The sequence below is a fragment of the Micromonospora citrea genome (genome assembly GCF_900090315.1).
In the GTDB taxonomy this organism is placed as follows: Bacteria; Actinomycetota; Actinomycetes; order Mycobacteriales; family Micromonosporaceae; genus Micromonospora; species Micromonospora citrea.
The window spans coordinates 5,984,310-6,006,301 of record NZ_FMHZ01000002.1 but is presented as its reverse complement, the minus strand read 5'-3'; the positions used below and the strand labels follow the sequence as shown (position 1 = coordinate 6,006,301).

21 protein-coding genes are annotated in these 21,992 nt (G+C 74.3%); 8 read left to right on the top strand and 13 right to left on the bottom strand.

The genetic code is table 11. The features are described from left to right. Positions 1-155: 155 nt before the first annotated feature. Together GA0070606_RS27510 and GA0070606_RS27505 are read right to left on the bottom strand one after the other, a co-directional pair. A complete protein-coding gene (locus GA0070606_RS27510; RefSeq protein ID WP_091106044.1) occupies positions 156-611 on the bottom strand; it encodes a MarR family winged helix-turn-helix transcriptional regulator in 456 nt (151 codons plus the stop codon). Position 612: 1 nt separating this feature from the next. Then, positions 613-1,629: an aldo/keto reductase gene (locus GA0070606_RS27505; protein WP_091106041.1), complete on the bottom strand. Its 1,017-nt coding sequence runs from the start codon at positions 1,627-1,629 to the stop codon at positions 613-615. Between the two features lie 64 nt (positions 1,630-1,693). Between GA0070606_RS27505 and GA0070606_RS27500 the strand changes: the two genes are divergently transcribed. Further along, positions 1,694-2,176 carry a cysteine hydrolase family protein gene (locus tag GA0070606_RS27500; RefSeq protein WP_176737440.1) on the top strand — a complete coding sequence of 161 codons (483 nt, stop codon included), beginning with the start codon at positions 1,694-1,696 and terminating at the stop codon, positions 2,174-2,176. Here the strand turns inward: GA0070606_RS27500 and GA0070606_RS27495 are convergent. Further along, the gene (locus GA0070606_RS27495; RefSeq protein WP_176737439.1) at positions 2,165-3,586 is read right to left on the bottom strand and encodes a DJ-1/PfpI family protein; all 1,422 of its coding nucleotides are present in this window, start codon (positions 3,584-3,586) and stop codon (positions 2,165-2,167) included. The two genes, GA0070606_RS27500 and GA0070606_RS27495, sit on opposite strands and share 12 nt — an antisense overlap. A 124-nt stretch (positions 3,587-3,710) precedes the next feature. Here GA0070606_RS27495 and GA0070606_RS27490 point away from each other — a divergent pair, with 124 nt between their 5' ends. Beyond that, positions 3,711-4,679 carry a GlxA family transcriptional regulator gene (locus tag GA0070606_RS27490; RefSeq protein ID WP_245724835.1) on the top strand — a complete coding sequence of 323 codons (969 nt, stop codon included), beginning with the start codon at positions 3,711-3,713 and terminating at the stop codon, positions 4,677-4,679. A 133-nt stretch (positions 4,680-4,812) separates the two neighbouring features. Here GA0070606_RS27490 and GA0070606_RS27485 read toward each other — a convergent pair whose 3' ends face one another. Both GA0070606_RS27485 and GA0070606_RS27480 read right to left on the bottom strand, forming a co-directional pair. Continuing rightward, on the bottom strand, positions 4,813-5,436 hold the full coding sequence (locus GA0070606_RS27485) for a dihydrofolate reductase family protein (protein ID WP_091106022.1): 624 nt from the start codon (positions 5,434-5,436) through the stop codon (positions 4,813-4,815). Positions 5,437-5,672: 236 nt separating this feature from the next. Further along, complete coding sequence (locus tag GA0070606_RS27480) at positions 5,673-9,407, bottom strand: S8 family serine peptidase (protein ID WP_091106020.1); 3,735 nt, start codon at positions 9,405-9,407, stop codon at positions 5,673-5,675. A 121-nt stretch (positions 9,408-9,528) separates the two neighbouring features. Between GA0070606_RS27480 and GA0070606_RS27475 the strand changes: the two genes are divergently transcribed. Further along, complete coding sequence (locus tag GA0070606_RS27475) at positions 9,529-10,497, top strand: TrmB family transcriptional regulator (RefSeq protein WP_091108251.1); 969 nt, start codon at positions 9,529-9,531, stop codon at positions 10,495-10,497. Positions 10,498-10,523: 26 nt separating this feature from the next. Here the strand turns inward: GA0070606_RS27475 and GA0070606_RS27470 are convergent, their stop codons facing one another. Then, the gene (locus GA0070606_RS27470) at positions 10,524-11,795 is read right to left on the bottom strand and encodes a phospholipase D-like domain-containing protein (protein WP_245724834.1); all 1,272 of its coding nucleotides are present in this window, start codon (positions 11,793-11,795) and stop codon (positions 10,524-10,526) included. 856 nt (positions 11,796-12,651) lie between these two features. Between GA0070606_RS27470 and GA0070606_RS33575 the strand changes: the two genes are divergently transcribed. Beyond that, positions 12,652-12,828 (top strand): hypothetical protein, encoded by a 177-nt coding sequence (locus GA0070606_RS33575; protein WP_245724833.1) that lies wholly within the window; start codon positions 12,652-12,654, stop codon positions 12,826-12,828. Between the two features lie 184 nt (positions 12,829-13,012). On the opposite strand, the gene GA0070606_RS32740 is transcribed toward GA0070606_RS33575, so the two are convergent. The 3 genes from GA0070606_RS32740 to GA0070606_RS27450 form a co-directional block, all read right to left on the bottom strand. Further along, the gene (locus tag GA0070606_RS32740) at positions 13,013-13,177 is read right to left on the bottom strand and encodes a hypothetical protein (RefSeq protein ID WP_176737437.1); all 165 of its coding nucleotides are present in this window, start codon (positions 13,175-13,177) and stop codon (positions 13,013-13,015) included. A gap of 82 nt (positions 13,178-13,259) precedes the next feature. After that, entirely contained in the window at positions 13,260-13,973 is a 714-nt protein-coding gene (locus GA0070606_RS27455) for a hypothetical protein (RefSeq protein WP_218106066.1), read from the bottom strand. A gap of 174 nt (positions 13,974-14,147) precedes the next feature. Further along, positions 14,148-15,335 (bottom strand): sensor histidine kinase, encoded by a 1,188-nt coding sequence (locus tag GA0070606_RS27450; RefSeq protein WP_091106017.1) that lies wholly within the window; start codon positions 15,333-15,335, stop codon positions 14,148-14,150. 35 nt (positions 15,336-15,370) lie between these two features. Between GA0070606_RS27450 and GA0070606_RS27445 the strand changes: the two genes are divergently transcribed. Together GA0070606_RS27445 and GA0070606_RS27440 are read left to right on the top strand one after the other, a co-directional pair. Continuing rightward, positions 15,371-16,051 carry a response regulator gene (locus GA0070606_RS27445; RefSeq protein ID WP_091106015.1) on the top strand — a complete coding sequence of 227 codons (681 nt, stop codon included), beginning with the start codon at positions 15,371-15,373 and terminating at the stop codon, positions 16,049-16,051. Positions 16,052-16,255: 204 nt separating this feature from the next. After that, positions 16,256-17,236, top strand: a complete 981-nt coding sequence (locus GA0070606_RS27440) for a glycerophosphodiester phosphodiesterase family protein (protein WP_091106012.1) — start codon at positions 16,256-16,258, stop codon at positions 17,234-17,236. Between the two features lie 21 nt (positions 17,237-17,257). On the opposite strand, the gene GA0070606_RS27435 is transcribed toward GA0070606_RS27440, so the two are convergent. From GA0070606_RS27435 to GA0070606_RS27425, 3 genes are read right to left on the bottom strand one after another with little or no spacing between them, the layout of a single operon-like run. Next, a complete protein-coding gene (locus tag GA0070606_RS27435; protein ID WP_091106010.1) occupies positions 17,258-17,911 on the bottom strand; it encodes a response regulator in 654 nt (217 codons plus the stop codon). Next, positions 17,908-19,050 carry a sensor histidine kinase gene (locus GA0070606_RS27430; protein ID WP_091108244.1) on the bottom strand — a complete coding sequence of 381 codons (1,143 nt, stop codon included), beginning with the start codon at positions 19,048-19,050 and terminating at the stop codon, positions 17,908-17,910. The genes GA0070606_RS27435 and GA0070606_RS27430 overlap by 4 nt, the downstream gene beginning before the upstream one ends. Before the next feature lie 5 nt (positions 19,051-19,055). Then, a complete protein-coding gene (locus GA0070606_RS27425; RefSeq protein ID WP_091106006.1) occupies positions 19,056-19,550 on the bottom strand; it encodes a hypothetical protein in 495 nt (164 codons plus the stop codon). Between the two features lie 118 nt (positions 19,551-19,668). Between GA0070606_RS27425 and GA0070606_RS27420 the strand changes: the two genes are divergently transcribed. Continuing rightward, positions 19,669-20,535 carry an ABC transporter ATP-binding protein gene (locus GA0070606_RS27420; RefSeq protein WP_091106004.1) on the top strand — a complete coding sequence of 289 codons (867 nt, stop codon included), beginning with the start codon at positions 19,669-19,671 and terminating at the stop codon, positions 20,533-20,535. Next, positions 20,532-21,503 (top strand): transmembrane transport protein, encoded by a 972-nt coding sequence (locus GA0070606_RS27415; protein WP_091106001.1) that lies wholly within the window; start codon positions 20,532-20,534, stop codon positions 21,501-21,503. The genes GA0070606_RS27420 and GA0070606_RS27415 overlap by 4 nt, the downstream gene beginning before the upstream one ends. Here the strand turns inward: GA0070606_RS27415 and GA0070606_RS27410 are convergent. Next, positions 21,500-21,898 (bottom strand): VOC family protein, encoded by a 399-nt coding sequence (locus tag GA0070606_RS27410; protein WP_245724832.1) that lies wholly within the window; start codon positions 21,896-21,898, stop codon positions 21,500-21,502. The genes GA0070606_RS27415 and GA0070606_RS27410 overlap by 4 nt on opposite strands. Positions 21,899-21,992 lie beyond the last annotated feature (94 nt).

Here is a 21,992-nt window from a genome sequence, read left to right as displayed (position 1 = left end):
TGCGGGAGCGGCGTACGCGCCGGCGAGACACGGGGCGGCTCGTGGCGCCGGACCGCCGCCGCCCATGCCCAGGCCCATGACGAACAGCGAACCGCAGAGCAGAACGTAGGACGTGTCCGGTGGGGCCGGGCCCCCGGGTCTCGCCGTGCGCGGCGCTACGGCCGGTCGCGGCCGGGCTGTCGCGTCGGTGTGTCGTCCCGGGGGGCGAGGGCGGCGATGGCCCGCTCCAGGTGCTCGGTGAACACCCGCCGTTCGTCGACGCCGAACGCGTCGGCCAGCCGCTGCTCGACGGCGAGGACGGCCGGGTCCGCCCGGCGCGCCAGGTCGGCGCCCTCGGCCGTCAGCCGGACGATCCTGACCCGCTGGTGCAGCGGCGACGCCGCCCGTTCGACAAGCCCCTTCTCCTCGAGGTTGGCGAGCACGGTCGCCATGGTCTGCGGGGTCACCAGGCAGGCGCGGGCGAGCTGCGCGGCGGACGCCTCCGCGGCCCGCAGGAGGACGAGCAGCACCGCGTACTGCGGGACGGTCAGGTGGAACTCCTGCAGCACGCGCGTCTTCTCGGCGATCAGCGCCTGTTCGGCGCGTTTGATGACGAGGCCGAGCCGTTCCATGTCAGTAGCGGGTGCCGACGGCGGTCGGGGCGGCGTCGAGCGCGGCGAGGTCGGCGGCGGTGAGCGTGACGTCGGCGGCGCCGACGTTGTCCGCGAGGTGCCCGAGCCGGCGGGTGCCCGGGATGGGGACGACGTGCGGTCCCTGCGCGAGGACCCAGGCGATCGCGACCTGCGCGGGGGTCGCGCCGTGGCGGTCGGCGACGGCGCGCACGGTGTCGACGATGCGGGCGTTGGACGCGCGGGCCTCGCTGGTGAAGCGCGGGTTGCCGGCCCGCAGGTCGTTCTCCTCGAAGCGGGTGGTGGCGTCGATCGCGCCGGTCAGGAAGCCCCGGCCGAGGGGCGCGAACGGCACGAACGCGGCGCCGTTGGCGGCGCACCAGCCGACCACGTCGCCGGCGTCGGACGCCCCGCCGCCGGCGACGGCGGCCACGGGTGCGCCCGGGGCGGGCTGCCCGAGCGCGTCGCGGGTCCACAGCGACAGCTCGGACTGCACGGCGGTCACCGGGTGCACCGCGGCCGCGGCGGCGGCCTGCTCGACGGTGACCTCCGACAGGCCGAGGTGGCGGACCTTGCCCGCGCGGACCATCTCCGCCATGGCGGCCCAGGACTCGACCAACGGCACGGTGTCGTCGACGCGGTGCAGATACCACAGGTCGATGTGGTCGGTGCCGAGGCGCTTCAGGGACGCGTCGACGGCGGCGCGCAGGTGCTCGGGCGACCCGTCGCGGCGGAGGCTCCTGGCCCGCATGTCGTCGACCACGAGCCCGGCCTTGGTGGCCAGGAACACGGTGTCGCGCAGGCCGGACAACGCCGCACCGACCAGTGTCTCGTTGTGGCCGTCGCCGTAGACGTCGGCGGTGTCGATGAAGGTGACACCGGCGTCGACGGCGGCGCGCACCACGTCCCGCGATGCCGCGTCGTCGCGCGTGCTTTCGGCGTACGCCCAGCTCATGCCCATGCAGCCCAGGCCGATCTCGCCGACGTGGCGTCCGGTGGTGCCCACCTCGCGTGTCCGCATGTCCTCACACTCCCCCAGTCGCAGTACTCTGTCATCCGACAGCCTACTGCCAAAGGGGACGACGATGACAACGGCACTGATCCTCATCGACCTGCAGGAGTGGGTCGTCGAGCGGTACGCACCCGACGGCGGCACGGCGGCGGCTCGGGCCGCCGAGCGGGCACGGCGGTCGTTCCGCAGGTCCGGCGACCTGGTCGTCCACGTGCGGCACCTGGCCCTCGACGGCTCGGACGGCGGCCCGGGCTCGGCGACGACCCGCTTCGTCGACGAGGTGACCGTCGAGGACGGCGAGCCGGTCGTCGACAAGTACGACCGCAGCGCCTTCGCCGGCACCGCGCTGCACGACACGCTGCGCGCCCACGCGGTCGACGACGTCGTGCTGGCCGGGCTGGTGACCGAGGGCGGCATCGCCAGCACCGCCGTCGACGCGCTACGGCTGGGCTACGAGGTGTCCGTACTCCTGCCGGCGATCGCCGCGAACACACCGGAGGGACACCGCCGTACCCTCGACGACCTGCGCGACCGGGGCGTGACGCTACGCGCGTAGGCGGCGCCGCGACGCGCGGCCCGGCGGGGCGGAGCTGTCCGGCGTCGGTCCGGCCGGCACGGTGGCTCCCCCGCCAGGCCGGTCCCGCCGCCGCAGCGCCAGGACGCGGCCGGCCAGGATCACCGTGCCCGCGCCGACGCCGGCCAGCAGCAGCGGCGACACGGTGAGCAGCCACGGCCAACGGGGTCCGGGCAGCCCTCGGTCGGGCACCGGGTACTGCAGGGACCTGGCGACCCAGCGGGCGGTGGCGACGTCGTAGGTGTCGGCGATGTCGCGCAGCGCCCCGTCGAACGGGAACTCGCCCGCGTCGTGCAGCGCCCTGACGGGGATCGACGTGTCGCCGAGGGCGACGGGAGGAGCACCGTGGGGCACCAGCACCCGGTCGAATCCCGGGTCCGCCGGGCGCCAGGCGGCGCGGGGCAGGAACGTCAGGCCGTGCCGGGACCGGACGGCCCGGCCGTCGAGACTGAACGCCCGGAGGCGGGCCAGATAGGACAGTTCGGTGTAGGGACGGAAGGCGGCGGCCAGCTCGATCTCGCCCACGCCGTCGGTCAGCAGCACGCCGGTCGTCGGCCGGTTCCACCGGTACGCGGCGCTCAGCAGCGCGACCAGGTCGCGCGGCTGCGGGTCCTCGTCGGCGATGGCGACCGGACCGCCTGGTCGGTAGCCGGACCAGCCCAGCTCGCGGGACACCCGCTCGGCCTCGGCGGGACCGACGAGGCGCTCCACGACCCGCAGCGCGCCGTCGATGCCGGACAGCACGCCCGCGGTGGTGACGATGTCGCCGTCGTCGACGAACCGGACGCCCTCGGTCCAGTTCACGTCCGGATCGCTGCGGCGCAGCCCGATCAGCTTGAGCCAGTGCGAGGTCGCCGGCCGGCCGTCGAGGAGCCCGGCGTCGGCGAGCACCTCGGCGCCGACGCACACGCTCAGCAACAGCGGTGCGCCCTGCCGCCGCTGCGCGCGCAGCCAGTCGACCACGTCCGAGGTCGGACCGTGCAGCTGCGGCACGACGACGACATCGGGCGGCTCGGACGCCCGGGCCGCCAGCTCCGCGAAGCTCAGGTCGGGAACGAGGTCGAGGCCGCCCGTCAACGTCACCGGGTCGGACGTCGGCGCCACGGTCACGACGTTGAACCGGCCCGTCGCCGCGAACACCTCGTACGGCGCGAGCGCGTCGGCGACGTTGGCGCCCGCCGCGCCGAGCACGACGGCCACCGTGGGCCGGCCCGGATCCAGGACGGGCGCCGGGCGCTCGGGCGGGGCGACGTCCGAGACGCGCTGGGGATAGACCTCCTCGGCCGCTCGCCGGACGCCCAGCGTCCCGACGGCGGTGGGCACGGCGAGCGCCGCCACCGTGATGACGGCGATGTGTGCGATTCGTCTCCGGACGGGTTCGGTGGCTGCCATGGACCCACCATCCGTGGCGGGTCGTCGTCGCGGCGACGCGCGGGCGGGCATCGGTCCGGAAACTTGGGTCGGCTGTCCTACGGACGTGTCGTCAGCCGGCGGCGCGGCTCGTAGCGTGGGCACCGTGGGGTCCACACGTCGCGTCCTGGTCGTCGGCTATCCCGCGGCCGAACTGCTCGACATCGCCTGCGTCATGGCGTCGCTGCAGATGGCCAACCACCTGCGGGGCCGCGCGATCTACGGGCTCCGGCTGGCCTCGCCCGGCGGCGCCCCGATCCGCACCGCGACCGGGCTGGTGGTGCACGCCGAGATGGCGCTGGAGCGGGCTCGCGGGCCGTTGGACACGCTCGTCGTCTCCGGTGGGATCGGCTACGTGGACGCGATGCGGGACGAGCGCCTCGTCGCGCACGTCCGTCGGCTCGGCCGGGAGGCGCGCCGTGTCGCGTCCGTGTGCACCGGCGCGGGCGTGCTCGCCGCGGCGGGCCTGCTCGACGGGCGGCGGGCCGCGACGCACTGGCATCACGCGGCGTACCTTCAGGCGCGGTTTCCGCGGGTGGTGTTCGACAGCGATCCGATCTTCATCGCCGAGGACGACGTGTGCACCTCGGCCGGCGTGACGGCGGCGCTGGACCTCACGTTGGCGTTCATCGAGGCCGACGAGGGGCCGGCGCTGGCCAGAGACGTGTCGCGCCACCTGGTGACCTACCTCCAGCGGCCCGGCGACCAGGCGCAGATGAGCATGTTCACGGCGCCGCCCGCGGCGGGGCACTCGCTGGTGCACGACACCGTCTCGCACATCTCGTCGCACCTCGACGCGGATCTCTCGGTGGCGGCGCTGGCCCGGCTCGCCGGGGTCAGCGAGCGGCACCTCGCCCGGCTGTTCCGCCGGGAGACCGGGGTGGCACCGGGCAGCTTCGTGCGGCGGGCCAGGGTGGAGGCGGCCGCGCATCTGCTCACCCGCACCGACCTGACGGTGGAGGCGGTGGCGGGGCGCTGCGGCTTCGGCACCGTCGAGGCCCTGCGCCAGGCGTTCCTCGGCGCCTACGGCGTCTCGCCGTCGCACTACCGTGTCGCCCGCTCCGAACTGCGGTGACCGCGCGGACGCCACGACGTCGTAGGGCGCGTCCGCGCCCCCCGGTCGGCGTCGGTGGCGGAGCCGGTGCCGGGCCCGGCCGTCGAACGCCGGCGGGCCCGGCACGTCGGTCCGTCCTGCCGGACCGGGGCGTTCAGCGCACGACGGCGTACCGGGTGTGGACGGCGTACGGCGACTGGTGGACCGCAAGGATCTTGAGGTCGATGTCCCGGTCGAAGCCCTCGAAGAGCCGCTTCCCGCCGCCGAGCACGACCGGAGCGGTGGAGATGCCGAGTTCGTCGACCACCCCCGCCCGGAGCGCCTGCCGGATGACGTCAGCACCCCCGCCGATGGCGACGCCGCCGTCGCCGGCCGCCCGTCGTGCCGCCGCCAGCGCCTCGTCGAACCCGTCGACCATCAGGAAACCGGTGCTCGGGTCGGGCTGGTCCTCGGTGCGGTGGGTGAGCACGACCAGGGTGCCCTCGAACGGGTTCCGGCCGCCCCAGGCGCCGGCGCTGTCGTACATGCCCCGGCCGCAGAGGGCGGCGCCCGTCCCCTCGAGCAGCGTGTCGTAGTAGGCGCGGTCCGGGTCGGTCATGCCGGCGCCGGGTTCGTGGTCCGTGTCGTAGGTCCACGGGCCGCCCATCACCCAGTGGTGCAGCCGCTCGCCGCCGACGCCGAGGCCCTGGCCCGCCCGATCGTCGGGACCGGTGACGTAGCCGTCCAGTGACACGGTGATGGCGGCCTTCACCGGGCCGCGCCGCTCGGTGGTACTCATGGATCCTCCTGTGCGGGAAGTCGCAGACGTCTGCCGTAACGAAGACTGCCCGCCGACGCCGGACTCATCGGTCCGCCTCGCCGAACAGGGTCGAGGAGGATCCCGCGTGGGCGGTGCCGGGCGACGAGGGTGGGGTCGCCCGGCACCGCCGGCCGTGGAGAGCCACTTGCGGACCGCTCTCCACGGTGTCGTCGGGCCGTCGCGGCGGCGCGTTCCGGCCCGTCCGACCTGTCAGGTCAGGGCGTCACCTTCCAGGCGCGGGTGACGGTCTGGTCGATCCGGTTGCCGGCGCGGTCGGTGGCGGTGACCCGGACGGTGGCGAACCGCGCGTCGGCCGGCGCCGCCGGCATCGTCGCCGTCACCGTCCCAAGGCCCCGGGTCGGCACCCTCCGCCAGTGGGCGCCGTCGTCGTAGGACACCCACACGGTGGTCTCGAACCGGCCGGGCCCGGCCGCGCCCGGCTGGTAGCCGGGGCTGAGCGTCAGCGGGTACGGCCGATCGGCGCGGACCGAGTTGGACAGGTCCGTCCGCAGGTCGTACCGGACCTGCGGCAGCGCCAGCACCTGCGGCTCGTCGCCCCTGGGCCGGCTCGACCGGAACGTCCAGGTCGTCGACGTCGCGGTCGAGGTGGTCCACCAGACCCGGTCCCGGAACGTGTCCCGGGCGACGTCCAGCGTCAGGCGGTACGTCCCGTTGCCCGGGCCGACCGTGAACTGCCGGGACGATCCGGTGGTGGTGCCCACGACCTGCCCGCCGCGGCGCAGCGTCAACCGCGCCCGGTCGGAGCCGCCGTCGATCCAGCCGTACGACCCGGCGTCGCCGTCGGCGTACTGCGGCACGGCCACCCGGATGCTGTCGTGCCACCGGTTGACGGGGGTGCCGTACGCGTAGTTGGGCGTGCCCCTCGGGACGGCGGGCCGGGTCAGGGCCGGGAACCACACCTGGCGGGCCCGCTCGCCGGGCCGGTACGCCCGCAGGGGGCCGTACATGGTGCCCTGGGTCCTGCCCAGGTTCTCGCCCTCGGCGGTGGCCCGGGCGCGCCAGAGCACACCGCCGGTGTTGACGTGGTCGGTGCGCCGCTGCGCGGCGGTCACCGGCCGGTTGAACTCGAACGCGACGCTCACCCCGTCCGGGTAGCCCGCCCGCGAGTCCAGCGCCCGCATCTGCGTCCCGTGCTGGTGGAACTCGCTCTCCACCGTGGCCAGCGCCAACTCCCCCGCCGTGTAGTGCAGGTCGGCCGGAATACCGCCCGGCTCGGCCAGCAGCAGGTCGTAGTGGTACGGGCTGCGGGCCACGCCGGTCAGGGCGAGGTCCACCGTCCCGGCGGCCAACCGCTCGCGCAGCCGCAGGCCGTCGGCGTACTCGATCTGGTAGGCCGGCACCGACGAGCCGTAGCCGCTCGGGTAGATCCTGCCGGGCTCGGCGGGGGCGAGGAGCACCACCACGGCGCCGGCCTCGGCGGCGGCGCGCAACTGCTCGGCGACGGCCTCCTCACCGGCGTACCGCAGCAGCAGCGCCGCGCCGCGGGCGCCGCCCAGCCCGGCCGGAGCGCCGTCGCCGCCGTCGACCAGCGGCAGCGTGCGGGTCCCGTCGAACAGCGGCGCGAAGTCCACCGGCAGCGGACGGTCCAGGCGGAAGCCGCCGGCGCCGGTCACCTCGGCGGTCAGCTCGGGGGCGCTGAGGTCCCACCGGCTGAAGAACTGGAACGTCCCGGTGGAGACCGGCCGGGTCGGTACCGCGTAGACCCGCCGGACGTGCGACGGGTTGAAGGCCCAGCCGGACAGGTTCGACCGGCTGCCGGCGGTGCGCTGCCACGACACGGCGCTGCGGCCGACCACGGTCGGGTCCGCCACGTCGACGCGGATCTCGTTGCCGGCGCGGGCGTCGAGCCGCAGGGTGCGGTCGGCGTCGACGACCAGCTCCGGGTCGCCCGCCAGGGTGAGGTCCTTCTCGACGCCGGCGCCGTCCAGGCTGTGCAGGAGCGCCATCAGCGAGTACCGGCCGGCGGGCAGTTCCAGCGTCGCCCGGCCGTCGGCGAAGAACCCGTAGTGCTGCTCGCCCGTGTCGAGGTTCCACAGCTCGGCCCGGTTGGCGAATCCGGTCGCCGGCCGGCCGTCGCGGTCGGTCGCCTCGATGGTGAGGGTGTGCACCGGCGGGGTCACGCTGAGGCCGACGGGGGTCCGCAGTCGCAGTCCGGCGCCGGCCGCCGTGAGCAACCCGGCGTACTGGTTCGGCCGGGTCGCCGCGGTGTCCAGCCGTACGGTCGCGGTCGCCCGTCCGCCGGCGGCGATGGTCAGCCGGGCCGGCGTGACGCTCAGCGCCGCGGCGCGGCCGGTCGCGCCGGCGTCGGTGGCGGCCACGGTCAGGTCCAGGGTGACCGGCTTACGGCTGGTGTTGGTGTACACCACGTCCGCCGTGCGCGGCCCGGACCCGGCGGGCACCCGCCCGAGTACGACACTGGCGGTGTCGGCGTGGACGGTCTGCCCCAGCGCGGCCGGCACGTCCACCCGCCCGGCGCCCTGCTGCGCGACCGGCGCGCCGCCGGTCGGGGTCGCGCTCGTGACCAGCGCGGCCTTGAGCTGTTCGGGCCGCCAGTCGGGACGGGCCTGGGCGAGCAGCGCCGCCGCGCCCGCGACGTGCGGCGCGGCCATGGAGGTGCCGGACATCGCGGTGTAGGACCGGTCGACCACCTGCCCGAGCGAGGTGCCCGCCGCGCGGGCCGCCACGATCTCGACGCCCGGTGCGGTGACCTCGGGCTTGACGGCGCCGTCGTCGAGGCGCGGCCCGCGGCTGGAGAAGTCCGCCAGCTCGCCCTGGTCGGACACCGCGCCCACGGTCAGCGCCGCGGTGGCGATGCCCGGCGTGCCGACGGTCTGCGGTCCCGGGCCGGAGTTGCCGGCGCTCACCACGAAGAGCGCGTCCGAGCTGGCGCTCAGCGCGTCGACCGCCTCGCTGACCGGGTCCGTGCCCCCGTACGACGGCCCGCCGAGGCTGACGTTGACCACCCGTGCGCCCTGGCGTACCGCCCACTCCATGCCGGCGATGACCGCGGAGACGTCGCCGTAGCCGGTGTCGTCGAGGACCTTGCCGACGAGCAGCCGGGCGCCCGGGGCCACGCCCCTGCCGCCGGCTCGTCCGGCCTTGCCGCTGCCGGCGATGGTGGCGGCGACGTGCGTGCCGTGCCCGAACCGGTCGACCGCCGCACCGTCGGTGTCGGTGAAGTCGGCGGCGGCGGCCACCCGGCCCGCGAGGTCGGGGTGGGTCGGGTCGTAGCCGCTGTCGAGCACGGCCACGGTGACGCCCCGCCCGTCGTATCCGGCCTTCCACGCGGCCGGCGCGCCGATGCGGGGCACGCTGTCGACCAGGTCGGCGCGCAGCCGCCGGTCCAGCCAGACCCGGCGTTCGCCGGCGGCGAGGGTACGGGGCCCCGAGGTCAGCGCCTGCCACAGCGCGCGCAGCTCGGACTTGCGTTCGGTGACCGCGACCGCGCCGATGCTGGGCAGCACCCGGGTCCGGGTCACACCCGGCGGCGTGTCCGGGACCGCCGCACGGGCGCCGGCGGTGGCGGGCGCCCCGGCCACGAGCAGCGGAAGGGTCGGGCTGGCCGCGTCGTGGAAGCCGTCGGCGACCAGGTCGGTGACGTTGAACAGCGCCTCGTCCAGCACGCCGGCGGAGACGTACGGCAGCGCCTCGTCCGGCACCACGTAGACGTCGCCGTCGCGGTGGGACAGTTGGAAGCCGCGCCGGTCGGGTCTGCCCCGGTCGTCGATCGTCGCCTCCTGCCGGCCGTCGGCGAAGCGGGTGAGCCGGACGACGTCACCGTTGATCAGCGTGATCCGGTACAGCGACCCGGGTGCCGCGGTTGACGCAACTGCGTCAGCGGTGAAGGCGGTCGCGGGCGGCGGCGCGACCGCGACGACGGCGGCGACCGCCACCGCCGCGGCGAGCACCCTGCGTAACGAGCTGAACACGAGACCCCCTATGACGTGCCGGCCGTTCAGCAGGCAGCGTCACACCTCGTCACCAGCACCGTAAAGGATCTAGAGTCAGCGCAGCTGCGACAAGGCTCAGATGCGCCAGGAGGAGGCGATCATGCTTGGACCGGCGGGGCTGAGCGCGGCGGAGGAGGCGGTCTACCTCGCGCTGGTCCGCCAGGGCGGTGCGACGCTGACGCAACTCGCCGCCCGCACCGGGCTCACCCCGACCCGGGTGCGTCGCGCGGTGCTCTCCCTGCAGCGCAAGGGCTTCGTGCACCACACCCCGGCCCCCGAGGAGCGGGTCGTCCCGGTTCCCCCCGAGCTGGCGGTGGAACAGCAGGTCCGCCGCCGCCAGGAGGAGCTGGAGGGCGTACGGGCCGCCGCCCGCCGCCTCGCGCACGAGGCGCGCAGCCGGGCCAGCAACCGGCGCACCGAGGACCTCATCGAGATCGTGTCCGGTCGGGCGGCGGTGGCGCAGGCCTTCGACCGGCTGCAGCGTACGGCCCGGCACCAGATGCGGGTGCTGGTCGCGCCGCCGTACGCGGTGCCGAAGGACGTCAACCGCCAGCAGCTCGAACGGCAGGCCGCCGGGATCGTCTACCGGGCGGTGTACGACGTCGACGCCCTGACCGATCCCGGCTTCGTGGCGAGCGTCGTCGTCCATGTCGAGGAGGGCGAGCACGCGCGACTGGCGCACGGCCTGCCGACCAAGCTCGCCGTCGCCGATCGGGAGCTGGCCCTGCTGCCGCTGGCGTGGACGCAGTCGGCACACGACGCGGCGCTGCTGGTGCACCCGTGCGGCCTGCTCGACGCGTTGATCGCGCTCTTCGAGACCGTCTGGAGCCAGGCCACTCCCCTGTCCGTGGCGGACTCCGCGGACCTCGCCGCCGCCACGGCGGTCTCGGCCACCGACCGGCGCCTGCTGTCCCTGCTGGTCGCCGGCCTGACCGACGAGGCGGTCGGCGCGCGGCTGGGGGTGAGCCGCCGCACGGTGGTCCGGCGGGTGCAGCACCTCATGGAGCTGACCAACTCGCGGTCGCGGATGCAGCTGGGGTGGCAGGCCCGCGAGCGCGGTTGGCTCTGACGCCGCCCACCCGCCACCCGCACGGCTCAGCGGACGGCACCCCCGTTGGCCCGGCAGGCGTCCCGGACGTGCCAGAAGTCGGCGAGGTAGTCGTCGTGGACGCCCCGGCCCATGACGCGCAGCATCGCCTCGTCGGCCTGGCGCAGCGCGGAGACGTTGTAGTTGTGGCTGCCGGTGAAGACCCGGGGCACGATGTCGTCGTCGTACGCGCCGTCGATCAGCATGTACTTGTTGTGCGTGCGGATGTCCCGGCCGGGCCCGACGTTGTAGTCGCACCTGGTGAGCTGGATGTTGCCGCCCAGCTCGCTCAGCACGTTCGCGTTCGCCTCGCTGTAGACGACGTCGACCCAGCAGCCGGCGTTGCGCAGCGCGGTGAGCCGCTTGGCCACCTCGGGTCGGTTGAACGAGAACATGTTGACCCGGACGTCGGTCTGCCGGCGGGTGCCGTTGTCGTCGTACGAGCAGGAGGCGACGGAGTTGAGCACGCTGACGATGGTGTCGGTGGCCGGGTCACCGACCGGCTGCCCGGAGCGCTCCCGCCGGGGGAAGAAGTACGCCCGGTACGTCGTGCCGGTCGGGGTGCCCCAGTAGTAGTCGTTGTTCCCGGTCGAGCTGTAGCGGTACGACCGCAGGTCCCCGAAGTACTGCCGGTACGCCTGGTAGGTGGTGGCGTCGCTGAACGTCAGGGCGTTGTTGTACGCCTCGTTCGCGTCCCACCAGCCCAGGTTCGCGGAGCCCTGGAAGACCACGTTGGGCACGGTCGAGCCGTCGTTGCGCACGATGCTGGACGCGATCAGGAACTTGTTGTGGTTGTAGGCCGTCACCGACGAGTTGGTGTAGTCGATCCGACGGGTGCCGATGCAGCCACGGTCGGCGGCGGGGAACTTGTCGGCGCAGTGCACGATGTACGACCCGGCGGTGTCGTTGCCGCCGAGCACCGGCAGCAGCCGCTGGTACGGCCGCTGACCGACCTGCTCGTGATCCAGGATGATCTTGACGCGCACCCCCCGCCGGTGCGCGTCGAGCAGCCGCTTGGGCAGGTCCGGGGTGGTCTCCGAGTCGGTGACGTCGGTGACGCTGAACCCGAACCAGGACATCTGGATCTCTCCGCCCGCCGGCACGCGGTCGATGATCCGGGCGAGCTGGATGAAGATCGCGTTCTGCTGGGCGGCGGTCCCGGTCGGCCGGCTGAAGACCGCGTCGTTCATCGTCGGGTCCGGCTCGGCGGCCCTGGCCGGCCCGGCGCTCGCCGCGGGCGCCCCGAGCACGCCGGCGGCGAGCACGAGGACCAGCGCCAAGCGCGCGACCGGACGCCGAAATAATCTATACATCTCCATTAGTGGATTGTTTCACCGGGCGGCGCCCGACGGAACCTCCGCCTCCGGTGACGAGGGACGACAGCCGCGGACGCCAACGGACCGACCCCGGCGGCGGGCGGACCGACTTCGGCGGCGGGCGGACCGACTTCGGCGGCCGGCGGACGAGGAACCCGAACCGGTGCAGTCCGTCCGGTTCGGCGTGCTCATCCGGGGTACGGCCACATGCTGGGAGGGGCGGGCGGACGCCGCGAGGGGCCGCCCCCGGAGTGTCGTCGGAGGGAGCGCGTCGTGGTCGACCGGATCGCCGACCCGTGGGGTGAGCGGACCCCGTACGGGCCGGGGCAGCAGTGGCCGGTGCGGGTCGACCGGTTCCTCGACGGCGACCTGACCGAGGCGGACGTCTGATCCGGTGGACCGGGCCGGAGGAGGTGTTCGAGGCGTGGCAGGAGTGCTCGCGGGGGCGGCCGTGCGACTACACCGGCATCAGCTACGCCCGGCTGCGGGGCGGCTCCGGCGTCCAGTGGCCCTGCGCCGAGGAGCACCCCGAGGGCACCGAGCGCCTCTACGCCGACGGGCGCTTCAACACCGACCCCGACTTCTGCGAGACGTACGGCCACGACCTCGCCACCGGCGCGGAGTTCACCGAGTCGGAATACCGGGCCAAGGAGCCGGGCGGGCGGGCATTCCTGCACGCCGTCGACTACCAGCCCTCCCCCGAGGTGCCTGACGACGAGCACCCGATGCTGCTGACCACCGGTCGCACCGTCTACCAGTTCCACACCCGCACCAAGACCGGCCGGGCCCGCAGCTCGACCGCGCCGCGCCCGACGTGTGGGTGGAGTTCAACGCGGACGACGCGGCCCGGCTCGGCATCACCGAGGGCGACCTGGTCGGCTGGAACATGGGGCTGCCGGTGTCGAGCACCCACAGCCGGTCGGCCGGGTCGGCGACGCTCTGCACGGACACGAACGCCCGGGCGTCGTCGTCGGCCGACGGGTTGTTCCACTCCTGATCGGGAAACGGCACCTCGATGCCGTCCCGCAGCTCGACCACGGTGGCGGTCACCTCGTCACCCCACTTCGGGAAGTTGACGAAGACACGTCCGGTCCGCGAGACGCTCACGCCCGTCGGCATCGGCCCGGTGAAGGTGTGCACCACCTCCAACTTCCCGACGGGCTCATCGCCCGCCAGGGCGCTCACCACCACGCCGCCAGGGTGTGGGCGGTCATCGTTCCGCTCGCCGGACGGGGGAAGGGGCAGCCGGCGACCCGGTCCGCCGCTGGCCACGAGCGGGGATCGGTGACCTTCGAGGCGGAGCCGGTCGGGCCGGCGACGAGGAGGATCCTGCTGGTCGGCGTCACCCTCGCCTGCTACCCGTCTGTCCGCCGATGACACCCGTCCCGCCCGACGCGTTCCTCCGCGCACGCGCGCCGACGGCGAGGCTCACCGCTCCGCCTCGGTGGCCGTGGCACGGCCCTGCTCCTCGTCGCGTTGGCGGCTGAGGAAGAACGCGCCGAGCGCTCCGGCGAGGGTGCCGAAGACCACCACCGAGTACGCGGCGAGGGCCAGTTCGAGGATCTGCGCGAACGTGTCGTTGGCGGCGAGCGGCTCGCCGGTGATGGTGGTCAGCGCGACGTCGTGCAGGGCCTGCCCGTGCGTCCGGTAGGAGCCGGTGACGACCAGGAGCTGCCCGGCGGCGAGGATGATCGTCACGGTGACCACCGCGAGCCAGGCCAGCCGGTCGGTCAGCAGCCGGCCCGCCGACCGGGTGCCGCGGACGGCGGCGGCGACCACGCCCGTGCCGCGGGCGGCCCGCAGCGCGGTGGCGGCGCGGGCGAACCGCAGGAAGGGTACGGCGAGGAAGATCACCTGCCACCAGTTGCGCCTCCAGAACTCGCGGGCGCAGTGGCGCGCCAGCCAGGCACGTAACGCGAACTCGGCGACGAAGACGGCCCACAGCACCCAACTGGCGACGGTGAGCACCGTGGCGAGCGGCTGGTCGTCGGTGACGGCCTGGCCGAGCACCAGCAGCAGGAACAGGAGCCCGAGCACGCCCATGGGCTTGTCCAGCCGGCGGGCGAGGCCGTCGAGCAGGGCGTCGTCCTTCCGCTGCGGCGCCGGGCGCGCGGCCTCCCCGCGGGGTGCCTCGTCGGTCATCGTCCCGCCCGGGCGGTCACGCCCGCCGGCTGGTTCGGTTCGGGTGGGTCATGGGCGGTCCGTACCCGCTGGTCCTTGCGCCATGCCGCCCGCGGCCGTCCTGATTCCCGCAGCCACCCGCCTCGGCGAGCGGCCGCGGCGGCGTCCGAGCGAGGTGGTACGGAACGTCGTCGGTCAGGCAGCCCGGTCCACGCCGGCGACGTGCGGAAACGCGGCGGTCACCTGCCACTGGCCGGCGCCCGCCGGGCCGTAGCCGAGTGTGCCGCCGTACGCCTCGACGTCCGCCGCCAGGCTGCGTAACCCGTAACCCGGCGTGCCGCCGGGTGGCTCCGGGCGGGTCGGGCCGTCGTCCGGAGGGCGGACGCTCAACACGGACAGACGGATGTGTTCGGCGTCCCGGTCCACGCGGATCTCCAGCCGGGTGCCGGGGCCGGCGTGGCGCAGCGCGTTGGTGGCCGCCTCGCCGATCAGCCGATGGGCCACCACCAGCACCGGTTCGGCAAGCGCTGCCAGCGTCCGCGGCAGCCCGTCGGGCACGTCCAGGCCGGCCGCACGCAACTGGTCCAGCCGCTCGGCGAGGTCGTCGCTGGTCGCCACCGCGGCTCTACGGTCGAGGGCGGCGACGGTCTGTCGGATCTCGCCAAGGGCCGCCCGCCCCGCGCCGAGCACCCGCTCCACCCGTTCCCGCTGCGGCGCGGCCAGTCCGCCGCCGACCCGCAGCGCCTCGGACTGCACAAGCATCACCGTCAGGGTGTGGGCGAGCGTGTCGTGCAGCCGGCGGGCCAGGTGCTCCCGCTCCTGCGCCGCCCTGCGCTCCTCGGTCGCGATCCGCCGCTCCAGCCGCAGCCGGGTCTGCTCCGCCACCAACGCCGTACGCTGCCGCAGCTGCCTGCCCCGCTCGACGCCGGCCAGCCAGGCGACGGTGAAGGCCACGATCACCAGCAGCGCGCCCTCGACCGGGCCCCGGTGCGGGAGGCTCGCGACCGCCACGCCCACCGTCACCGCCCCGCACAGGCCCCACCGCACCGCCGCCGACCGGCCGTTGGCCGCGGCCGTGTAGAGCGCCAGCATCGCGGGCAGGTAGCCGATCGTGCGGGGCACTCCGACCAGCATGTGCGCCGAGGTGGCCACCCCCACCACGGCCAGCACCGGCCCCGGGGCCGCCCGCCGCACCACCAGCGGAAGGATCTGCCCCGCCGCCAGCACCACCGGAAGCGGCTTACCGGGTACCACCCCGCTGGCCAGGAACAGGCCGGCGGTCAGCGCGGGTAGCGCGAGGTCCACCAGAAGCTGCCAGTGGCGTCGCGCCCACCGGGCCGCCCCGCCCCGGAGCCGGTCGACCATCCGCGCACCTGTCGGCATCACGTCTCCTTCCGCCCGATCGGTACCATCTGCCGGTGATCCGGCTTGCCATCGTCGACGATCAGGCCCTGGTGCGGGAAGGGCTGGCCCTGATCCTCGGCGCCCAGCCGGACATCGAGGTGGTGGCCATGCTGCCGGACGGTCCGGCCCTGCTGGACCTGACGCGGTCGTCCGCCGAGCCCGCCGACGTGATCCTGCTGGATCTCTATCTGCCGGGCCTGGACGGCGTCCAGGTGTTGCGCCAGCTCCGCTCACGCCCCGCCGCGCCGGCCGCGCGGGTGCTGATGCTGACCACCATCGGCCGGGCCACCGACATCCAACGCGCCCTGGCCGCCGGGGCGGACGGCTTCGTGCTGAAGGACGCCACCGGCGAGGAGTTGGCCGCCGCCATCCGGGGCGTGCACGCGGGCGTCACCGCGCTCAGTTCGTCGGTCACCCAGGCGCTCTGGCCGCAGCGGCGCCCCGACGCGGCGGCCGCCACGGACGGTACGGCGGGACGCCGCCTCGAATCGCCCGCCGCCCGGCTCGCCACGCTCACCGCCCGGGAACGCGAGATCCTCGACCTGCTCGGTCAGGGGCTGGCCAACCAGGAGATCGCCCGCGCCCTGCACCTGGCCGAGCGCACGGTCAAGACGCACGTCAGCAGCGTGCTGGCGAAGCTGGGAGTGAGCAGCCGCACCCAGGCCGCCCTGCTGCTCCGGGACGTGCCCGACTGAGCCACCGGCCGGGGGCACCGCCCGCCGGCCGACCGCCCGGGCCGTCGGGCCCCTGCCGTCCGTGCGGGCTCCGGCCCGAAAGACGTAGACCGACTGCGACCTTCGCCGGTTCCGGGGACCGTCGGGGGACGGAATGCTGACCGGGCCCGTCGCCGAGCCGTGAGGAGAACCGTGTCCCCGTCCGACCCGACCCATCGTCGCCCCGTGTCCCGGCGGCGGCGCGTCCTGCGCGGCCTGCTCGTCGGCGTACTGGTGTTGACCGCCTACTGCTACGTCAACAACACCACCGTGTTCTCCGACGCCGCCGGCGCCCGGCCGTCGTTGCTGGCGCACCGCGGGCTCGCCCAGACCTTCGGGTTCGAGGGGATGACCAACGACACGTGCACGGCGGAGCGCATCCACCCGCCCGAGCACCCGCACCTGGAGAACACCATCGCCTCGATGCGGGCCGCGTTCGACGCGGGCGCCGACATCGTCGAGTTCGACGTGCAACTCACCAGGGACGATCGGCTGGTGGTCTTCCACGACCACAGGTTGGAGTGCCGGACCGACGGCACCGGCAAGGTGCGCGACCACACCCTCGCCGAACTGCGCCGGCTGGACATCGGCTACAACTACACCCACGACGGCGGCGCCACCTTCCCGTTCCGCGGCAAGGGCGTCAACCTGATGCCCACCATCGAAGAGGTCATCCAGGCCTTCCCCGACCGGGAACTGCTGATCGACGTCAAGAGCGGCGACCCGGTCGAGGGCGAGCGGCTCGCCGACCACCTGGCCGCCCTCCCCGCCGAGCGGCTCAGGACGATCACCGTCTACGGCGGTGACGAGCCCGTCGCCGCGCTGGCGGGCCGGCTGCCGCGGGTGCGGGTGCTGTCGAAGGCCATGCTGGAGGACTGCCTCTACCGGTACCTCGCGGTCGGCTGGACCGGACATGTGCCGGCGGCGTGCCGGAACCGACAGCTGCACATCCCCGAGACGTACGCCCCCTGGCTGTGGGGCTGGCCCGACAAGTTCGTCGACCGGATGGCCAAGCACAACAGCCGCGTCGTCATCGTCGCCGGTGACGGCGGTTTCTCCCGGGGGTTCGACAGCGCCGAGGACTGGGAACGGCTCCCGGCCGGGTACACCGGGGTGGTCTGGACGAACCGGGTCGACCGGGTGGCGCCGCTGCGCGACCGGAGCTGAACGGCAACGGCACGCGGCCGTTCAGGTGGTGTCGACGATCCGGTTCTCCCAGGCCCAGGCGGCGATCTCGACGCGGTTACGCAGGCCGAGCTTCGTCTGGATGGTCGACACGTGGCTCTTCACCGTGCTGAGGGAGATGAACAGCTCGGCGCCGATCTCCAGGTTGGTACGACCGCGCGCGATCTCCCGGACCACCTCGACCTCGCGAGCCGACAGGGACGGCAGGGGCCTGCCGGCGCCTCGCGCGGGGCCGGTGAGGTGACGAAGCAACCGCACGGTGATCGACGGGGACACCAGCGCGTCGCCGTCGTGGGCGGCGCGGACCGCCTCGACGAGCAGGGCCGGGCCGGCGTCCTTGAGGATGAAGCCGGCCGCGCCGCCGCGCAGCGCGCCGTAGACGTACTCGTCGAGGTCGAACGTGGTGACCACGACGACCCGCATCGGGTGGGGTACGCCGGGCCCGGCCAGCGCCCGGGTCACCTCGATGCCGTCGAGCCGGGGCATGCGGATGTCCACCAGGCAGACGTCGGGACGCAGCTGACGGGCCTTGGCGATCGCGTCGACACCGTCCGCCGCCTCGGCGACGACGTGGATGTCGGGCTGGTCCTCGAGGATGAGCCTCAGGCCACCGCGGACCATCGCCTGGTCGTCGGCGAGCAGGACGCGGATCGTCATCGCGGCTGTCCGTCGTGGATCGGCAGGGTGGCCAGGACCGACCAGCCGCGACCCGGGCGGGGACCGGCGAGGAGCGTGCCGCCGAGCGTTTCGACGCGTTCGCGCATGCCGACGAGACCGTAGCCGCCGCGGTGCGCGGGGCGGGGGGTCGCCGAGGGCGCGTCGTCGGTCACCTCGACGGTGACGGCGGAGGGTGTCTGGTCGACGGAGACGATGACGCCGTGTGCGTCCCGCGCGTGGCGGGCCACGTTCGTCAGTGCCTCCCGGACGATCCGGTACACGGTGCTGGTCACCTCCGGCGGCCATGTCACGCTCTCGTCGGGTGCCAGCAGGCGCACCGACGGGCCCTGCCGGTTGAAGCGCTCGACGAGGACGCTGAGCTGTTCCGGCCCGGCCGAGGCGGGTGGCGCGTCCTCGGTGTCGCGCAGCAGCCCGACCACGCGGCGCATCGCGCGCAGCGCCTCGGTTCCGGCGGCCTCGATGCCGGCCAGGGACTCGACGGCCTGTCCCGGGTTCCTCCGGGCGACAAGCCGGGCGGCCTGCGCCTGGACGAGCATGCCGGTGATGTGGTGGGCGACGACGTCGTGCAGTTCACGGGCCAGTTCCAGCCGCTCGTCACGGCGGACCTTCTCGGCCGCTGCGGCCGCCCGGTCGTCCTGCCACCGCAACGCGAGCCCGACGGTGACCGCGCCGAGCCAGGCCATGAGGTTCATTCCCAGGACCGCCGAGGGGCCGGAGGGCTGCGCCCGGACGGCGAGACAGGCGGCGCCGACCACCGCGAGCCCGGCCGCGGCGAGCACCACAGCAGAAGCGGGAGGCAGCACGCGCACCGCCGACCCGACGAGGACGGCGAGCGCCAGCGCCATGGCCGGTCCCGGCTCGGTCGGGAGGTGGAACACCCGGGCCACGACGACGGCCAGTCCGGCGATCGTGAAACCGGCGACCGCCGTCCACGTACGCTGGCGGTGCCGGAGCAGCGCCAGCCCGCACACGGCGACGGCGGCCGCCCCACCCGCGAGCCAGTACCGGGCGCCCCACGTCTGGGCGATCGCCACGGCCTGGAGGACGATCGCGACGAGGAAGGCCACGGCGAGTCCTGCCGTGGCCGCGACCTCCGCGAGCCGGTCCCGGACGCTCATCCGGATCACGTTACGTGCCCGCGGTCGACCGCACGCAGCACCATCCCGACCGCCACGGCGGCCAGCCAGGTGACCGCGTTCACGACGGTCACCGCGGTGAGGCCCGCCGCGTCGGGCAGCGCGGTCAGCCAGGTGCCGCCCACCACGGTGAGCCCACCCGCCGCGACCGCCACTGCCGTCGTCCCCGGCAGCGTCCGGATTCCCGAGCCCACGAGTACGGCCAGCGCCAACGCGGTGACCGGTCCCGGCTCCTGCGGCAGGTCGGCGACCCGGGCCACGACGACGGCCACCGCCGCGACCGCGAGGCCGCCGGCCACCGGCCAGACCCGTCGCGGCCCGCGCAGCAGTGCCAGCGACGCGGCCGCCACCCCGGCCAGGCAGTCGAACACCCAGTAGAGCCCGCCCCAACTGACCGCGAGCAGACCCGCCGTGAGAGCGAGCCCGACGAGGAGGACCAGGCCCAACACGGCGTCCGTCGCGATTCGGTGTGTCGTGTCCATGCCGAGGACGCTAGGAACTCGCCGCCCGACGCGAACCGGCCGAAAGTAGGGTCGTGGGCGTGCCGGCCCCTGCCTTGGACCGATGCCCGGCCCTGCCGGCCGCTCGCACGATGAGCGCATGCAGACACCGTTGCTCCTGCACGCCGAGCGGCTGACCAAACGGTACGGCCGCCGTGCCGCGCTGACCGACTGCGACCTGAGGATCCCGCGAGGGCACATCGTCGGGCTGGTCGGCCCGAACGGCGCCGGCAAGTCCACGCTCCTCCAGCTGGCGTGCGGCCTCGTCCGACCGACCTCGGGGACGCTGTCGGTCCTCGGTGCGACGCCGGCAGCCGACGCCTCGCACCTGGCCCGGGTGGGCTTCGTCGCCCAGGACACCCCCGTGTACGCCTCGTTCAGCGTCGCCGACCACCTGAGGATGGGCTCCTGGCTGAACCCGGCCTGGGACCCGACGCTGGCCGAGCGCCGGATCGGAGAGGTCGGCCTCGACCCGGCGCAGAAGGCGGGCCGGCTGTCCGGCGGCCAGCGGGCGCAGCTCGCGATGACCATCGCCGCGGCGAAGCGACCGGAGTTGCTCATCTTCGACGAGCCCGCCGCCGCGCTGGATCCTCTCGCGCGTCGGGGCTTCATGCGCAACCTCGTGGAGTTCGTCCGTGAGTTGGGTGCCAGCGCCGTGCTCTCCTCGCACCTGCTGGACGACGTCGAGCAGGTCTGTGACTACCTCGTCGTACTCTGCGACTCGCGCGTCCAGGTCGCCGGTCCGGTGCCCGATCTGCTCGCGGCGCATCACCGGATCGCCGGCCATCCGGTCGCGCCGGCCGGGGCCGAGGTCATCTGGGCGGAGCACGGCCGCGCCGTGGTTCGTGGCGACGCGACGACCGGGCACGTCGAGCCGGTCACGCTGGCGGAGCTGGTCCTCGCCTACATGTCGCGGGCTGCGGGAACCGGTGCCCGGCCCGGTGCGGACGCGGCGGTGGCGCGATGATCCGGATGAGCCTGCGGCAGTTCCGTGCCCAAGGGATCGTCGGAGCGGTCCTGGTGCTGCTGGCCGCCGGCTGTCTGCTGCGCCTGGGCTGGGACGTCCGGGCGGTGGCCGACGCCTCCCAACTGCCGGACCGTTACGGGCAGACGATGCTGTTCCTCGCCGCCGGCTTCGGTCTGGTGCCCGCGCTCGTCGGCGCGTTCTGGGGCGCGCCGCTCGTCGCCCGTGAGCTGGAGTCCGGCACCCACCGACTGGTGTGGAACCAGAGCGTGCCCCGTCGCCGGTGGTTCGCGGTCAAGCTGGTGGTCGTCGGCCTTGCCGCCGTGGCCGTCGCGGGTGCACTCAGCGCGCTGCTGACCTGGGCGGCGGGCCCGGTCGACCAGGCGACCGGCGACCGGTTCAGCGGGCTCCTGTTCGGCGCGCGAGGTGTCGCGCCCATCGGGTGTGCCGTCTTCGGTCTCGTGTTCGGCGCTGTCACCGGCCTGCTGGCACGCCGCACCCTGCCGGCGATGGCGTTGGTGTTCCTGGCGGTGATCGCGGTGCAGTTCGCCGTACCGAACCTGCTGCGACCGCACTACCTGCCCGCCGAGCGGATCACCGTGCCGATGACCGCCGACGCCGTCAACCAGGCCCGCTCGCTGGGCAGCATCAGCGGCGGACCGGTGGTCGGCGGGATGGAGGTACCGGACTCCTGGGTCACGGACACCAGCCGGCTCCTGACGTCCGACGGCCGGCAGCTTTCCGACGCCGCCTTCGACCGGTGCCTCGACGACGCACCGAAGACCGGCGCCACCGGCAGGTTCGGTGACACCGCGGTCTGCCTCGGCGAACTGGGTCTCCACGTCGACATCGCCTACCAGCCCGACGAGCGGTTCTGGCCGTTCCAGTGGACCGAACTGGCGATCTATCTCGGCCTCAGCGCGCTGCTCGCCGCGGTCGGCCTGTGGCGCGTCCAGCGTCGGGCCGCCTAGAGCTCCTGCACAGGACGTGACAGCAGACAGAACTCGTTGCCTTCGGGGTCGGCGAGCACGACCCAGCTCGCGTCGGGGGTCTGCCCCACGTCGACGCGTCGCGCACCGAGGGCGAGCAACCGGTCAAGCTCCTCCGCGGTGGACACGCCGTCGGCGCGCAGGTCGAAATGCAACCGGTTCTTGCCGGTCTTGCCCTCGGGCACGGCCGCCACGTCGATCATCGGCCAGGATCGGTCGGAGGCCGCGATGGTGATCACCTCACCATCCTCGTCGACGACCCGCCAGCCGAGGACCGCGCACCAGAAGTCGGCGACCAGTCGTGGTCGGACGGCGTCGATCGCGATGACGGCAAGGCGGCTCGGCATCCCGTCATTCTCGCCCACCCGCGGCGACATCGCGGGCTCGGCGTGCGGAACGCACGGACGACGCGTGCGTACCGCACGCCCGGGACATGACGCGGCGTGGGTTGGCCCTGTCGCCGGGCACCGG